The organism is Streptomyces sp. NPDC092369, assembly GCF_044755245.1.
Classification (GTDB): Bacteria; Actinomycetota; Actinomycetes; order Streptomycetales; family Streptomycetaceae; genus Streptomyces.
Window position 1 is genome coordinate 1,342,517 of sequence record NZ_JBIVQP010000001.1, and the last position, 14,839, is coordinate 1,357,355.

The window sequence follows — 14,839 nt, forward strand, 5'->3', positions numbered from 1 at the left end:
GGTGCCGGCCGCGCAGCGAGCACCGGACGGCCGAAGACACCAGGATCACCTGATACCGGGAACGGGAAACGACGACAGCGGCGCGGTGACGCACGGTCGGGCTCCCCTCATCCGGTCTGACGTGACCTGCCGAGTGTAGGGAGATCGGTGGGTGTCAGTCACCGGAATTAACTGTGCTTCGCGATGAACGCCTTCACCTCGTCCCACACGGACGGCTGCTGGTTCAGCAGGTCGTTGCCGTGCTGGGCACCGTCCACCAACTCCAGTTTCTTCCCCGGGGACTTCTTGGCCAGCTTCGCCAACTCCTGCGCGTCGGAGGCGAATTCACCGTCTCCCTTCGCGGCGATGAAATACGCCGGCATGGTCAACTTCGGTACGGCGGCGGTCGCGTCCATGTCCTGGTACAGCCCGGGACCGGACACCGACACCACCGCCACGACCGCCGGCCGCACCTCCGACGCGGCGACCAGTGAGGCGGTGCCGCCCTTGGAGGCACCGATCAGGACGATCTTCCCGGCCCCTTCGCCGCGCAGCCGTTCGGCGGCCCCTTGGATCTCCTCCACCTCGGAACCGTTGCTGTCGACGGCGATCACGCGGTAGCCGTCGGACGCGAGCTCCTCCGCGCCGGCGACCCAGGAGCAGATGTTGTTGTCGGACTGGTGGGACAGGATGACGCCGGTCGCGCCGGTGCCCGTCTCGTAGCCGTCGACGTCGGCGCCCGCGCTGTCCTTGAAGGTGATCGACTTCTTGAGCTGCTTGCCCGACAGACAGCCGAAGTCGTTGGCGGTGGCTTCGGCCTCCGGTGTCGTGGACGGACCGGCCGCCCTGCCTCCGTCACCGTCGCCGCCGCACGCGACGAGCGCCAGCATCCCTGTACCGACCAGCATCACGGCAGCCCGCATCGCTGAGTTCACGCGTCCTCCCCCGTCGAGAATCTGCCGCAAGCTAACGTCCGGACCAGGTCCGGTCAATGCATCGCACACGGCCCGCGTGACCGCCGTGAACATCGAAGGAACGATGGGAACTTATCCACCGGACCGGCAGTTTCCACGATGTTGTAGATGTCCGACGGACATCCGACCCGAGTACCAGGAGTGCGCATGGCCCTGTGGGACCGCATCAAGGAATCCGCATCGACGATGCAGACCCAGCTGGTGTCGAAGAAGAACGACCTCAAGAGCGGTGCGTTCCGTGACGCCAGCATGGCGATGTGCGCGCTCGTCGCGGCGGCGGACGGCACCATCGACCCGGCCGAGCGCCAGCGCGTGGCCCAGCTCATCTCCACCAACGAGGTCCTGCAGAACTTCCCCGCGGACGACCTCCGCCGCCGCTTCGAGGAGAACCTGAACAAGCTGACCGCCGACTTCGCCTTCGGAAAGGTCACCGTGCTCCAGGAGATCGCCAAGGCCAAGAAGAAGCCGGCCGAGGCCCGTGCCGTCATCCAGATCGGCATCGTCATCGGCGGCGCCGACGGCGACTTCGACAAGACGGAGCAGGCCGTCGTACGGGAGGCGTGCTTCGCGCTCGACCTGCCGCCGCACGAGTTCGACCTCTGAGCGTCCCGCCCTGACGGGCGGCTGTGCCGCTGACCCGGTCCGGATTTTCCCGGGCCGGGTTTACGTCGTCCAGAACCGGTGAGGCGCGTGGGATGTGTCATCCCCTCCACACCGTTTGCGGGTGATGTGGTGAGCCAGACCACACGCACCGAGCCCGCTCCCGTCCCCGCCCCTGTTCCCGCCCCCACGCGGACCAGGCCCGAACCCGGCACCGCCCAGCCGGGCACGCCCACGCCCCGACCGGCGAAGTCCCGCGACTCCTACTTCGACAACGCCAAGTACCTGGCGATCGTGCTGGTCGCGATGGGTCACGCATGGGAGCCGCTGCGGGACGGCAGCCGTACCGTCACCGCTGTCTACACGTTCGTCTACGCCTTCCACATGCCGGCGTTCATCGTGATCTCGGGCTACTTCTCGCGTTCCTTCGACGCGAGCCCGCAGCGGATCCGGCGCCTGGTGACGGGCGTCGCCGTCCCGTACGTCCTCTTCGAGACGGCGTACACCCTGTTCACCCGGTGGACCGACCACGAGCCGGACCGCGCGGTCAGCCTGCTGGACCCGCTGTATCTGACCTGGTTCCTCGCCGCCCTGTTCGTCTGGCGGCTGACCACCCCGATCTGGCGGCAGGTGCGCTGGCCGCTGCCGATCGCGCTGGTCATCGCGATGCTGGCGACCATGTCACCGTCCATCGGCGAGGACCTCGACATGCAGCGCCTGCTGCAGTTCCTGCCGTACTTCGTGCTCGGCCTGTGTCTACGGCCCGAGCACTTCCGGCTGCTGCGCCAGTGGAAGGTGCGCCTGCTCGCCGTACCGGTGGCCCTGTGCGGGCTCGCGGTGGCGTACTGGTCGGCGCCCCACATGACGGGCGCGTGGTTCTTCCACCGCGACAGCGCCGAGCAGTTGGGCTCGCCCGGTTGGGCCGGACCGCTGATGACGCTGGCCATCTTCGGCTGCTCGACCGTGCTGGTCGCCTGCTTCCTGTCCTGGGTGCCGGGGCGCCGGACGTGGTTCACCGTGCTGGGCGCGGGCACGCTGTACGGCTATCTCCTGCACGGTTTCATCGCCCAGGCATCGAAGCCCTGGGGCTGGTACTCCCCCGACTGGATCTACCGGCCGGTCGGCGAGATCGTCGTCACCCTCTTCGCCGCGGTGGTCGTGACCCTGCTGTGCACACCGCCGGTCCGACGGGTCTTCCGGTTCGCCATGGAGCCGAGGATGGAATGGGCGTTCAGGTCGCGTACGTGACCACTGCCTGAGTCGTCTCAGTCGTGCGGTGCCTTGCCGGTGACCCGGTGGTCCGCATGGCTGAGCGCCTCCATGACAAGGCGTCGCAGATGCCCGTCGCGCAGGCTGTAGTGGACGTGCCGTCCTTCACGCCGCGTCTCCACCAGACCCGCGAGCCGCAGTTTGGCCAGGTGCTGACTGACGGCGGTCCGGGACGCCTCGCACCGCTCGGCCAGTGAACCCACATCCGACTCGCCCTGCGCGAGCAGCCACAGCAGATGCAGCCGGGTCGCATCGGAGAGCAGCGCGAAGACCTCGGTCGCCTCAGCCAGCCGCGCGCCGTCCGGGGCCCGCAGATGCGTATCGGCCGCAGGTGGCAGGGGCTCGCGTGAGGGCATGGGGTCAGCCTAGGGCCAGTCCGACACGAACCACGCCTCAAAACCTGATCGTCATATGCGCAGATGCGCACATGACGACTATGCTGACGGCGTCGAACCGACCGCCCCTCCCCAGGGAGCCGTCCGCATGCTCGCCGTCCTGCGCAACCGCACCTATCGCCGGCTCTTCACCGCCCAGGTCGTCGCCCTGGTCGGCACCGGCCTGGCCACCGTGGCGCTCGGCCTGCTGGCATACGACATCGCGGGCGCCGACGCCGGTTCGGTGCTCGGCACCGCGCTCGCGATCAAGATGGTGGCGTACGTGGCGATCGCGCCGCTCGTCGCTGCCGTGGCCGACCGGGTGCCGCGCCGGACGCTGATGGTGGCCGCCGACCTCACGCGGGCCGGTGTCGCCTCGCTGCTCCCCTTCGTCGACCAGGTCTGGCAGGTCTACGTCCTGGTCTTCCTGCTCCAGTCCGCGTCGGCCGCGTTCACCCCCACGTTCCAGGCCGTGATCCCGGACGTGCTGCCGGCGGAGCGCGACTACACGCGGGCGCTGTCCATGTCCCGGCTGGCGTACGACCTTGAGAGCCTGTTCTCGCCCGCCCTGGCCGCCGCGCTGCTGTCGGTGATCACGTACAACTGGCTCTTCAGCGGAACGGTGTTGGGCTTCCTCGCCTCGGCAGCACTCGTGCTCTCGACGACGCTGCCGAGGCCGTCCTGGACGCGCCCGGCGGGCCGCGCCTACGCCAAGGCGACGGCGGGCACGCGTCTCTTCCTCGCCGTCCCGCGACTGCGCGCCCTGCTCGCGCTGAACCTCGCGGTGGCCTGCGCGAGCGCGATGGTGACCGTCAACTCCGTCCTCTACGTACGCGAGTTCCTCGGCCTGTCGGCCCACGCCGTGGCGGCGGCACTCGGCGCGTACGGCGCGGGCTCGATGGCCGTCGCGCTGGCGCTGCCACGCGTGCTGGACCGGGTGGCGGACCGGACGGTGATGCTGCGCGGGGCTCTGCTGCTCGGTGTCGTCTTCGCCGGGCTCGGCGCCATCACGGCCGCGCGGTACGGGAGTTGGCGTGCGCCGGCGCTCCTGGTCCTGTGGGCCGCGTTCGGCGCGGGCTGCTCGACGATCCTCACGCCGACCGCCCGGCTGATCCGGCGCTCGGTCCCGGCACAGGAACGGACGGCGGCGTTCGCCGCGCAGTTCTCGCTGTCGCACGGCTGCTGGCTGCTGACCTATCCGCTGGCGGGCCTGCTGGGCGCGGCAGTTGGGCTGCAGGGGGCCGTAGTCGCCCTGGGCGCCCTCACGTCGGCCGCGTCCCTGCTCGCCGTCCGCCTGTGGCGGCAGCCTCGGCCGACGGTCGAGCACGAGCACACGGACCTGCACGAGGGTCACCCGCATCTCGTGGGCGCGGTCCGGATGGGGGCGGGCTGGCGGCACAGCCACGCCTAGCACGCGCCGTCCGGACCGCCGGCCGCTCCCTCAACGGGCCGCCCGCGGGCGGGTTCAGCCCAGCTTGCGCGCCACGCCCCCGTAGAAGCCGATCTCCTCGGAGCGCGCCGGTGGCGTGGCGTCCGGGCGCCAGAACGGCACCTGAGCCAGTCCCGGCTCGACCAGTTCGAAGCCGTCGAAGAACCGCTCCACCTGGGCGCGGGAGCGCAGGTTCAGGGTGGCGCTGGCGTTGTTGTAGACGGCCTGCGCGTCGCGGCGGTCGGCGAAGTCACCGGTGGCGTGGGAGAGAACGAGGTAGCTGCCGGGCGCGAGCGCGTCGCGCAGGGTGGCCACGATCTGCTCGGGCTCGTCCGCCTCGGTGAGGAAGTGGACGACGGCGACGAGGAGTACGGCGACCGGCTGGTCGAAGTCGATGACCTTGCGGACGTCGGGGTGGTCCAGGACGGCCCGCGGCTCGCGCAGGTCGCCGAGCACGATGCTGGTCGCGCTGGTGTCGCTGAGCAGCGCGTCGCCGTGGACCTTGACGATCGGGTCGTTGTCGACGTACGCGACCCGCACGTCCGGCGCGGTGGCCTGGGCGGTCTCGTGCACGTTCGGCGAGGTGGGCAGGCCGGTGCCGATGTCGAGGAGTTGGTGGACGCCGGCCTCGACGACGTGACGGACGGCGCGCCGCATGAAGTCGCGGTTGGCCCGCACACCGATCCGCGCCTCGGGCGCCGCGGCGGCGAGTGCGTCACCGGCCTTGCGGTCCACCTCGTAGTGGTCCTTGCCGCCCAGCAGGTAGTCGTAGATCCGCGCGGGATGCGGCCTGCTGGTGTCGATCTCCTCGGCGCGGAAGCCGTCCTTGCCCACCCTGGGCTCCCCTCTCCACGACCGCCACGGCCAACGGACCCGTGATCGGTTGACGACAGCTTCGCATATCAACTTGGCTCCGCGTGACCGGAGTCGACGCTGGAAGCACGGAAGCGATCCGTCAGGTCGAGGTGCGGTTCGAAGGCCCCGAGCAGGAGCGAACGCATGCGGTCCGGCCGCATCTCGGTCGAGCCGGCGAGGATCTGCATCGCCAGGCCGTCGACCATCGCGGTGAACCGGTCGGCGAGGGCTTCCACGTCCGCCTCCGGCGCCAGGCCCTCGGACCGGCACTCGTTCAGCACGTCCACCACGACCCCGTACCAGCCCGAGTAGATCCGCCGCTGCGCGGCCCGCAAGCGGGGTTCGAGCATCGCCTGGTTCCAGAACTGGATCCACACCGACCATTCGTCGATGTCGTCGGCGGTGAGGGGCAGTTGCACCTCGATCAGGCGGCGCAGCTTGTCCCGCGCGGACGTCGCCCGGCCGAACTCCTCGTCGAGCCGCGCGCGGAACCGCCGCGCGTAGTACTCGAGCGCCGCGTGCAGCGTGGCTTCCTTGCTGGGGAAGTGGTAGTGCACCGTCGCCGTGCTGGTCCCGCAGTAGCGTGCGATGTCCGAGACGCGCACGTTGTGGTAGCCGCGGCGGGCGATGAGGACGGTCGCGGCCTCCAGGATCTGGTCCCGGCGCTCCTGCGCCGTCACCGGCTGCGCCCGGTCCCGTCCGGTCTCGGGCGGGAGCACCGGCTCCGGACCGACGCCCTCGACCAGATACGCCGTGGACACCCCGCAGACCTTCGCGAGGGCGGCGATCTCCTCGTCGCGCAGCCGCCGCGTCCCGCGCAGCGCCTTGGACAGCGCGGTCGGGTCCATGCCGATCCGGTGGGCGACCTCGCGCTGGGAGACGGAGGCCGCGCGGATCGCCGTCCGTACGCGTTCCGGCAGCTCGGCGGCGGTCACGGCCGGCCGCTCTTCGGTGCTGGTCATAACCGGGTCAGTATGTCAGCCAAGGCGATTCACCCCAGGTGTCCGACGGCCGTCAGGGCGCTGATCACCTCGGCCGCGGCGCGCTCGCCCGACGAGATCGCCCCGTCGATGTAGCCGTTCCACACCGAGGCGGTCTCGGTCCCCGCCCAGTGGACGAGCCCGGACGGCTGCCGCCAGCCGTCCCTGCCGTGCCGGGTCCAGCCGCCCGGGGTCACGAAGCACTCGTAGCCTCCGATGGTCCAGCCCGTCCGCGGCCAGATCTTTTCGACGTAGTCGATCGGCGCCGCGGCCCGGGGTCCGGCCACCGCGGACAGCGCGGTCAGCACCTCGTGGCGGCGCTCGGCGTCGGTTGTGGCGGACCAGCGGTCGAGCCGGTCGCCGTAGACGAACGCGACGAGCACGCCGCGCGAGGCGTCCTCCGGGGAGTTGTCGAAGACCACGCCGACCGGACCGTCGCCGTAGAGCGTCGCGATCCCGGAGCGTCCGGCCGTGCGCCAGAAGGGTTCGTCGTACACGGCGTGCACCTTGGCGACGCGTCCCATCGGCGCGTGGCGCACCCAGCCGCGCCGCGCGGTGGGCAGCACCGGGTCGAAGGCGATCCGCTCGACCGCCGCCGGGGGTACGGCGACGACCGCTCGCCTCGCACGGACGACGGTGTGGCCGGTGTACGCCTCCACTCCGTGCGCGGTCTGCCGCAGGGACAGCACCGGTTCGCCGAGCCGGACCCGCCCGCCCAGTTCCTTCGCGAGCGCGTGGGCCACCGCGTCCGCCCCGTCGCAGAAGCGGGCGTCCTGGGCGCAGCCGCGGGTCTCCATCAGCTGTTCGTAGCCGCCGCCCGAGGCCAGGTAGAACAGCACGTGGAAGAAGGAGATCTCGCGCGGTTCGGCGCACCACACGCCCTGGATCGCCAGCGCCAGTCGCCGGAGGGCGTCCTCGTCGTCGGTCTGCGCGCGGAAGAAGTCCTCGGCCGACCGGGCGTCGAACTCCGCGAACCGCGGGGTGGACCACGGCAGTTCGAGGTCGACGGTACGGGCGAGGTCGTCGAGCAGGGCGGTGACGCGTTCGTACTCCTCGATGCCCGGTCCGGTGTCCGGGGCGCCGCCCGCGAAGTCCACGCGGGTGCCGTCGGCACGGATCTCGACGTGCCGCCCGGTCTCCCAGGTCGGGAACGTCCGGCAACCGAAGTGGTCCGCCAGCGCGCGGAACCGCCGCTGGCTCGGCCCGATCCACTGACCTCCGTGGTCGATCCGTACGCCGGACGGGCTCACCTGGCTGAACACGCGGCCGCCCACACGGTCGGCGGCCTCCAACACGACGACGTCGACCCCGGCGGCGGCCAGCCGCCACGCGGTGGTGAGCCCCGCGTATCCGGCGCCCACGACCAGGACCTCGGTGTCGACGGCAGAAGTTTCGAGTGGTGTCACGCCGGCCACCGTGTCGCAAGATTGACTCGCCAGTCAAGATGCGCCACACAATTGCGATCGAAGCCTTGACAGCGCTTCCCGCCGCAGCCAGTCTGACTCGCCAATCAGTCATTGCGTTTTCTTGCTGGTACCCGTAGACCACTAGATCGGGAGTGGCAATGACCTCGGATTCGCAACTCCAGGTGCGTGAGGCCCAGACGGACAAGGGTCTGCGCTCCGGCGCGCTCTCCATGGCCACCAGCCTGATCCTCGCCGTGGCCTCCGCGGCGCCCGCCTACAGCCTCACCGCGACCCTGGCCTTCGTCGTCGGATACGTCGGCTTCCAGGCCCCGGCCGTGGTGGTCCTCGCCTTCGTCCCGATCCTGTTCGTCTCCTTCGGCTACGCGGCGCTCAACCGGCGCGACCCGGACTGCGGCACGATCTTCACCTGGGCCACGCGCTCACTGAACCCGAGCCTCGGCTTCCTCGGCGGCTGGGCGATCATCGCGTCCTTCGTCCTCGTGATCGGCAGCCTCGCGCAGGTCGCGGGGCAGTACGTGTTCCTGCTGTTCGGCGCGGAGAACATCGGTTCCGATCCGGCCAACTGGCGGGTGCTGCTCGCCGGACTCGGCTGGCTCGCGCTGATGACCCTGGTCTGCTATCGCGGCATCGAGATCGCGGCGGCCGTCCAACGCGCCCTGCTCTTCCTGGAGTTCGGCATGCTCGTGGCCCTGTCCGTCGTCGCGCTCGTCAAGGTGTACGCCGGCAGCGCGCCGACCGGGACCCGGCGGCCGAGCCTGTCCTGGCTGAACCCCTTCGAGGGCGCGTCCCTGAGTTCGTTCGTCAGCGCGCTGGTGTTGATGCTGTTCATCTACTGGGGCTGGGAGACGGCGCTCACCGTCAACGAGGAGACCATCGACCGGCACCGCGTCCCGGGCCGCGCCGCGACCTGGTCCACCGTGCTGCTTGTGGCGCTGTACCTTCTCGCCACGTTCGCCGCGATCTCCTTCGCCGGCATCGGCGACTCCGGGATCGGCCTGAACAACCCGGACAACTCCGGGGACGTCCTCTACGGCTTCGGCACCGCGGTGTTCGGGTCGAGCGGCTTCGGCTCGGTGCTGTGGCACCTGCTGATCCTCATGGTCCTCACCTCGGCCGCCGCCTCGACGGAGACGACCGTGCTGACCCTCAGCCGCACGATGCTGTCGATGGGCGACCAGGGCGCGCTCCCCCGCGCACTGGCCCGCGTCCACCCGCGCTTCCGCATCCCGCACGTGGGCACGATCGCGGTCGGGGTCATCGGCGCGGTGGTGTACGTGGCGCTGAACTTCCTCGGCCACGGACTCGTCCTGGGCGACGCGGTGTCCGCCTGCGGACTGCTGATCGCGTTCTACTACGGGCTCACCGGGCTCACCTCGGCCTGGGTGCACCGCGCCGGGCCGCGTGCCAAGTCCTCGGACCTCTGGCTGACCGTCGTCCTCCCCGCGATCGGCGGGGTCGTCCTGCTCGGCGCGGGCGCCTGGAGCCTGGTGCAGGCGTGGGATCCCATCAACAGCGGTACGAGTTGGACCCTCCCGTTCTCCTCGGGATCCCGCGTCGGCGGCACGTTCGTGATCGGCACCGGTACGGCTCTGCTGGGACTGCTCGCCCTACTGGTCTCCCGGCGCCTGTGTCCCGCGTTCTTCGAACGTCGGCCGACCGCAGTGGCCCAGAGCTGAGTGCGGGCCGTTCTCCGTTCCGCCTTCCGCTCGAACGTCCGCCTCCCACTCGAACTTCCGCCGCCCACCAGGGACTTGCGCACCAGCGCCCCGTCACCGGGAGATCGTCCGTGTCCTTCCCCCAGGCCTTCGTCGACCCCTCGTCCGTCGCCGTCGTCGGTGCCACCGAGGACCGCGCCAAATGGGGCTACTGGCTCGCCACCGGCGCCCTCGCGGGAGCCGACCGGCGCCAGGTGCTGCTGGTCAACCGCCGTGCCGCACAGGTCCTCGGTCAGCCCTGCCGTCCGACGGTGGGCGACCTGCCGCAGGCACCCGATCTCGTGGTCGTGTGCGTGCCGCCGCGACATGTCCTCCCCGTCGTCCGGGACGCCCTCGCCAAGGGGTGCCGCGCGTTCCTCGCGATCACCACGGGACTCGGCGCCGACGAGGCCCGACTCGCCGCGCTGCTGAGGGAGTCGGGCGCGCGGATGATCGGGCCGAACAGCCTCGGGTTGTTCAACGCCGCCACCCAACTCCGGCTCGCCTGGGGGAACTTCACACCCGGGAGCCTGGCGATCGTCTCGCAGAGCGGTCAGCTCGGCTCCGAGATCGCCGGCCTCGGCGCACGGGCCGGACTCGGTGTGTCGCGCTTCTGCTCGGTCGGCAACCAGCTCGACGTGGGAGCCGTCGACGTACTCGAATCCCTCGTCGGTGACGAGCACACCACCACGGTGGCGCTCTACCTGGAGAGCTTCGCGGACGGAGCGCGGATCGTCACCGCCCTCGAAGCCCTCCGCCGCGCCGGCAAGCACGCGCTGGTGCTCACCACCGGTGCCAGCGAGGGCAGCCGCCGGCTCGCGCGGTCCCACACCGGTTCGATGACCTCGGCGCTCGACGTCGTCGACGCGGCCTGCCGCGCCGCCGGAGCCCTCCGGGTCACATCTCCGCGCGAACTCGTCGACACGGCACGGGTGTTGGACACGACCACCGCACCGGGCGGACGCCGGGTCGCGATCATCAGCGACAGCGGCGGGCAGGGCGGGATCGCCGCCGACCTCGCCACCAGCCGGGGACTGCGGGCGCCGGTCTTCACCGAGCGACTCCGGTCCGGCCTGCGTGAACTGCTCCCCGATGCCGCGGCGGTGTCCAATCCGGTGGACCTCGCGGGCGCGGGGGAAGCGGACCTCCAGGTGTACGCACGGGTCGCCGAGCTGGTGGCCGCATCCGGCGAGGTCGACTCGATCGTCCTGTCCGGGTATCTCGGTTGCTACGGCGAGGACTCACCGAGCCTCGTGGACGCCGAGTCGGCCGTGATCGACCGCCTCGGCCGCTTCGGCCGCCTGGAGCGCCTGGATCGCCTGGATCGCCTGGGTAGCCGCCATCGGACGGACGCGGTGCGCGTGCCCCTGGTCGTGCACAGCATGAGCGCCGCCTCGCCCGCGGTCGTCCGGCTGCGGGAACACGGCGTCCCGGTCTTCGACACCGTCGACGCGGCCGTGGGTGCGCTGGGTCATGTGACCCGGCTTGGTGCGCGGCCCCGCCCCGCTCCGGCGACCGTACGGACCGAGGCGGCCGTCCCCCTTCCCGGCTACTGGGCTGCCCGTACGTTCCTCACGGCCCTCGGCATCGCGATGCCGGAGGCGAGACGGGTCACCGACGCGGCCGGGTTCGCGGATGCCTGCGGGTCCCTGAGACCGCCCCTGGTGCTCAAGGCCGGCTGGATCGAGCACAAGAGCGAGCACCAGGCCGTCAGCACCGGGCTCGGACCGGACACGGCCGCCGCGGTGTTCCGCGAGATGTACGAGCGGCTCGGACCGGGCGAGTACGTCGTCGAGGAGCAGGACACCCGGCCCGGCGTCGTCGAGATGCTGATCGGCGCCCGCCGGGACCGCGACTTCGGTCCGACCGTGGCCGTGGGCCACGGCGGGGTCCACGCCGAACTCTGGCGTGACGTGTCCGTGGAGCTGGCGCCGGTCGACCGGCGCACGGCGGCCGGGATGCTCGACCGTCTGCGCTCGCGCCGGTTGCTGGAGGGCTGGCGGGGTCAACCGGCGGTGGACGTCGACGCGTTGATCGACGCGATCGTCGCCGTGTCCGAGGCGATCGCGGCGACCCCCGGTGTGGCGGACATCGAGGTCAACCCGATCCGGGTCGGGCCCGAGGGTGCCTTGGCCGTGGACGCGCTCGTCGTCCCCCGTACCGCCGACGTCGTACCGGAATCCGCATGTGAGGCGACCGGGGCGAACGGCCGCCGGGAATCCACCGAGGAGCAGGAGATATCGCGTGAGCACGTCCACTGAGCCCTGGCCGCTGACCGATGAGCAGCGGGCGATCGTCGAACTGTGCCGGGAGTTCGCCGCGCACGAGATCCGGCCGCGCGGACGCGAGGTCGACGAGCGGGACATCGAGTCGCCGCTGGACATCTTCCGGGCCGCGGCCAAGGTCGGCATCACCGACTTCATGCTGCCCGAGGAGTACGGCGGGGGCGGTTTCACCGATGTCGTGACCCAGTGCCTGGTCCAGGAGCAGATGTGCTGGGGCGACCCGGGCATCGGCAACTTCGTGTGCTCCAACGGGTTCTTCGCCGACCCGCTGCTCGCGCTCGGCACCGAGGAGCAGAAGGCGGAGTGGCTGCGTCCGCTCGCCGGTCCGAACCCCCTGTACACCGCACTGGCGACGACCGAACCGGAGGCGGGTTCCGACGCCGCGTCCATCTCCACCACCGCCGTCCGCACCGAGGGCGGCTACGCGATCACCGGACAGAAGGCGTGGATCTCCAACGCGGGCCTGGCCGACCAGTACGTGGTCTTCGCCAAGACCGATCCCACCCGGGGCTCCTCCGGGGTCACCGCCTTCCTGCTGCGCAAGGGCGCCGAGGGGATGACGTTCGGCGAGCCCATGCGGAAGATGGGCCAGCGCGCGATCGTCTGCCGGGAGATCTTCTTCGACAAGGTGTTCGTGCCCGACTCCGACCGCCTCGGGGACGAGGGGCAGGGCTTCCGCGGGCTGATGAGGACGTTCGACATCTCACGGATCGTGCTGGCCGCCGCGGCGACCGGAGCGGCCCGTGCGGCCTACGAGTACGCGCTCACGTACGCCCGGGACCGCAAGCAGTTCGGGAAGCCGATCATCGAGCACCAGGCCGTGGCGTTCCGGCTGGCCGACATGGCGACCCGGATCGAGTCCGCGTGGCTGCTGACCCTGCACGCGGCACGTCGGATGGACGCCGGGGCGGATGCCACGAAGCTCGCCGCGATGGCCAAGCTCCAGGCCTCGGAGACCGCGATGGCGGTGACCTGGGGTGCCGTCCAGACCCTCGGCGGATGGGGCTACTCGCGCGAGTTCCCGGTCGAACAGTGGATGCGGGACGCGAAGTTGGAGGAGATCGAGGAGGGCACCTCGGACATCATGCGGCTGATCATCTCGCGACGGCTGTGACGCCTGCGCCGGGCCGACCGGACCTCGAATTGGTCTAGACGAATTGTGCGCCGATCTCTTGACGCCGTCCGACACCGCCCGTCACTCTTCCCTACGCAAGCGTCTGTAAGGAACGTTTCCGATCCGGCCCGGCGCGCTACGCGACCTCGCCCCCCAGGAGGAGCACCCTCATGAGACGTGCGTTGTCGCGCGCCGCGCTGTCCGCCGCCCTGATGGTCGGCGGCATGGCCACGATCGCCGCCCCGGCCTCCCAGGCGGCCGACAACACCGGGCTGATCGCCTCCTTCGGCGTCACCTCCACCTGGGGTGCCGGCTTCGAGGGCGGCTACACGGTCACCAACAGGTCGACCCACACGGTCACTTCATGGACCATCACCTTCACCCTGCCCGCCACCGAGGCCGTCACCAGCTCGTGGAACGGCACGGTCACCCACAGCGGGACGCAGTACACCATCACCTCCCCCACCTGGGAGGCCCCGCTCGCCCCCGGTGAGTCCGCGCCCGTCGTCGGCCTGGACTTCAGCTACACCGGCTCGGTCGTCCTGCCGAGCGCCTGTCTGATCAACAACGGCCCCTGCGCCGGCGTCCCCGCCGACACCGCCGCACCCTCGGTCCCCTCCGGCCTCGCCGTCCGGGCCACCGGCCCCGGCAGCGTCACGCTGGGCTGGAACGCCTCGACCGACAACGTCGGCGTGGTCGGCTACCGGGTCTACGAGGGCAACGACGTCATCGCCACCACCTCGGGCACCGGCACCACCTTCAAGGTGATCGGCCTGCTCGCCGGCAGCAGTCACAGCTTCTCGGTGACCGCGCTCGACGACTCGGGCAACCAGTCGGCGCGCTCCGCGACACTCACCACGACCGCGGGCAGCGGCACAACTCCCGGCGTGGCGGCCCCCTTTGTCGACCTCGGCGCCTACCCGACGCCGAACCTCACACAGATCGCGACGAACACCGGGCTGCGGCAGTTCTCGCTCGGCTTCATCACCGCCGGGTCGACCGGCTGCTCGGCGAGCTGGTTCAACTCCTATGATCCGGGGGCGGCTTGGGACCGGGCGGACTTCGACTCGCTGCGTGCGATGGGCGGTGACGTCCGGCCGTCCTTCGGTGGCGCGTCGGGCACCGAACTGGCCCTCGCCTGCACCAGCACGACCGCGCTCCAGGCGCAGTACCAGAAGGTCGTGGACGCCTACGCCCTGGACCGCGTGGACTTCGACATCGAGGGGACCGCGGCGGTCGACCACGCCTCGATCGACCGGCGCTCGACGGCCGTCGCCGCCGTCCAGGCCGCACAGCGCGCCAAGGGCCGCGACCTCAAGGTCACGCTCACTCTCCCGGTCCTGCCCAGTGGCCTGACCGCGGACGGCGTCTACATCCTCAACTCCGCCAAGTCGCACAACCTGAACGTCGACACCGTCAACTTGATGGCCATGGACTACGGCGACAGCGCCGCGCCCAACCCGTCCGGGAAGATGGGCAGTTACGCCATCCAGGCCGCGACCTCGACCCGCGCCCAGATCGCCGCGGTGTGGCCCAACCTCACCACCGCCCAGACCTGGGCGATGGTCGGCCTCACCCCGATGCTCGGCCAGAACGACACCGCCGGCGAGGTCTTCACCGCCGCCGACGCGCAGCAGGTCCTCACCTTCGCCCAGCAGAACCACCTGGGCGAACTGGGCTTCTGGGACGTCACCCGCGACGGGAACGCCTGCACCGGCGCGCTGAGTCAGTGCACGAACATCCCGCAGACCCCGTACCAGTTCTCCAAACTGTTCGCGACGTACGCGGGTTGAGCGCCGTCGGCCGGCAACGGCGCAGCTCCGGGTAGGCGGGGCCGACGCGACGGACGTCGCCGCCAC

General features: G+C 70.8%; 12 protein-coding genes. 7 read left to right on the forward strand and 5 right to left on the reverse strand.

Features of this window, described 5'->3' with window-relative positions:
- Positions 1-167: 167 nt before the first annotated feature.
- Positions 168-914, reverse strand: a complete 747-nt coding sequence (locus tag ACIQI8_RS05955; RefSeq protein ID WP_402345341.1) for an alpha/beta hydrolase family protein — start codon at positions 912-914, stop codon at positions 168-170.
- A gap of 186 nt (positions 915-1,100) precedes the next feature.
- On the opposite strand from ACIQI8_RS05955, the gene ACIQI8_RS05960 reads away from it, so the two are divergent.
- Together ACIQI8_RS05960 and ACIQI8_RS05965 are read left to right on the forward strand one after the other, a co-directional pair.
- A complete protein-coding gene (locus tag ACIQI8_RS05960; RefSeq protein ID WP_124002293.1) occupies positions 1,101-1,556 on the forward strand; it encodes a TerB family tellurite resistance protein in 456 nt (151 codons plus the stop codon).
- 129 nt (positions 1,557-1,685) lie between these two features.
- Complete coding sequence (locus tag ACIQI8_RS05965; RefSeq protein WP_402345343.1) at positions 1,686-2,801, forward strand: acyltransferase family protein; 1,116 nt, start codon at positions 1,686-1,688, stop codon at positions 2,799-2,801.
- A gap of 17 nt (positions 2,802-2,818) precedes the next feature.
- Here the strand turns inward: ACIQI8_RS05965 and ACIQI8_RS05970 are convergent, their stop codons facing one another.
- Positions 2,819-3,178, reverse strand: a complete 360-nt coding sequence (locus ACIQI8_RS05970; protein ID WP_402345345.1) for an ArsR/SmtB family transcription factor — start codon at positions 3,176-3,178, stop codon at positions 2,819-2,821.
- A gap of 127 nt (positions 3,179-3,305) precedes the next feature.
- Here ACIQI8_RS05970 and ACIQI8_RS05975 point away from each other — a divergent pair, with 127 nt between their 5' ends.
- Positions 3,306-4,607 (forward strand): MFS transporter, encoded by a 1,302-nt coding sequence (locus tag ACIQI8_RS05975; protein ID WP_402345347.1) that lies wholly within the window; start codon positions 3,306-3,308, stop codon positions 4,605-4,607.
- 54 nt (positions 4,608-4,661) lie between these two features.
- Here the strand turns inward: ACIQI8_RS05975 and ACIQI8_RS05980 are convergent, their stop codons facing one another.
- The 3 genes from ACIQI8_RS05980 to ACIQI8_RS05990 all read right to left on the reverse strand — a co-directional run bounded on the left by ACIQI8_RS05980 (position 4,662) and on the right by ACIQI8_RS05990 (position 7,875).
- Positions 4,662-5,459, reverse strand: a complete 798-nt coding sequence (locus ACIQI8_RS05980; protein ID WP_402345348.1) for an SAM-dependent methyltransferase — start codon at positions 5,457-5,459, stop codon at positions 4,662-4,664.
- Positions 5,460-5,527: 68 nt separating this feature from the next.
- A complete protein-coding gene (locus ACIQI8_RS05985) occupies positions 5,528-6,442 on the reverse strand; it encodes a TetR family transcriptional regulator C-terminal domain-containing protein (RefSeq protein WP_402345349.1) in 915 nt (304 codons plus the stop codon).
- A 29-nt stretch (positions 6,443-6,471) separates the two neighbouring features.
- Positions 6,472-7,875: a flavin monoamine oxidase family protein gene (locus ACIQI8_RS05990; RefSeq protein WP_402345351.1), complete on the reverse strand. Its 1,404-nt coding sequence runs from the start codon at positions 7,873-7,875 to the stop codon at positions 6,472-6,474.
- A 149-nt stretch (positions 7,876-8,024) separates the two neighbouring features.
- On the opposite strand from ACIQI8_RS05990, the gene ACIQI8_RS05995 reads away from it, so the two are divergent.
- The 4 genes from ACIQI8_RS05995 (at position 8,025) to ACIQI8_RS06010 (ending at position 14,773) form a co-directional block, all read left to right on the forward strand.
- Positions 8,025-9,563 (forward strand): APC family permease, encoded by a 1,539-nt coding sequence (locus tag ACIQI8_RS05995; protein WP_402345353.1) that lies wholly within the window; start codon positions 8,025-8,027, stop codon positions 9,561-9,563.
- Between the two features lie 110 nt (positions 9,564-9,673).
- On the forward strand, positions 9,674-11,842 hold the full coding sequence (locus tag ACIQI8_RS06000) for an acetate--CoA ligase family protein (protein ID WP_402345355.1): 2,169 nt from the start codon (positions 9,674-9,676) through the stop codon (positions 11,840-11,842).
- Positions 11,826-12,980: an acyl-CoA dehydrogenase family protein gene (locus ACIQI8_RS06005; RefSeq protein WP_402345357.1), complete on the forward strand. Its 1,155-nt coding sequence runs from the start codon at positions 11,826-11,828 to the stop codon at positions 12,978-12,980. Before ACIQI8_RS06000 ends, ACIQI8_RS06005 begins: the two co-directional genes overlap by 17 nt.
- A 170-nt stretch (positions 12,981-13,150) precedes the next feature.
- Positions 13,151-14,773 carry a cellulose binding domain-containing protein gene (locus ACIQI8_RS06010; protein WP_402345359.1) on the forward strand — a complete coding sequence of 541 codons (1,623 nt, stop codon included), beginning with the start codon at positions 13,151-13,153 and terminating at the stop codon, positions 14,771-14,773.
- Positions 14,774-14,839: the final 66 nt, after the last annotated feature.

Coding starts and splice junctions, on each gene's coding strand:
- ACIQI8_RS06010 (WP_402345359.1), top strand. CDS start 13,151: ATGAGACGTGCGTTGTCGCGCGCCGCGCTGTCCGCCGCCCTGATGGTC.
- ACIQI8_RS05960 (WP_124002293.1), top strand. CDS start 1,101: ATGGCCCTGTGGGACCGCATCAAGGAATCCGCATCGACGATGCAGACC.
- ACIQI8_RS05995 (WP_402345353.1), top strand. CDS start 8,025: ATGACCTCGGATTCGCAACTCCAGGTGCGTGAGGCCCAGACGGACAAG.
- ACIQI8_RS05975 (WP_402345347.1), top strand. CDS start 3,306: ATGCTCGCCGTCCTGCGCAACCGCACCTATCGCCGGCTCTTCACCGCC.
- ACIQI8_RS05985 (WP_402345349.1), bottom strand. CDS start 6,442: ATGACCAGCACCGAAGAGCGGCCGGCCGTGACCGCCGCCGAGCTGCCG.
- ACIQI8_RS05970 (WP_402345345.1), bottom strand. CDS start 3,178: ATGCCCTCACGCGAGCCCCTGCCACCTGCGGCCGATACGCATCTGCGG.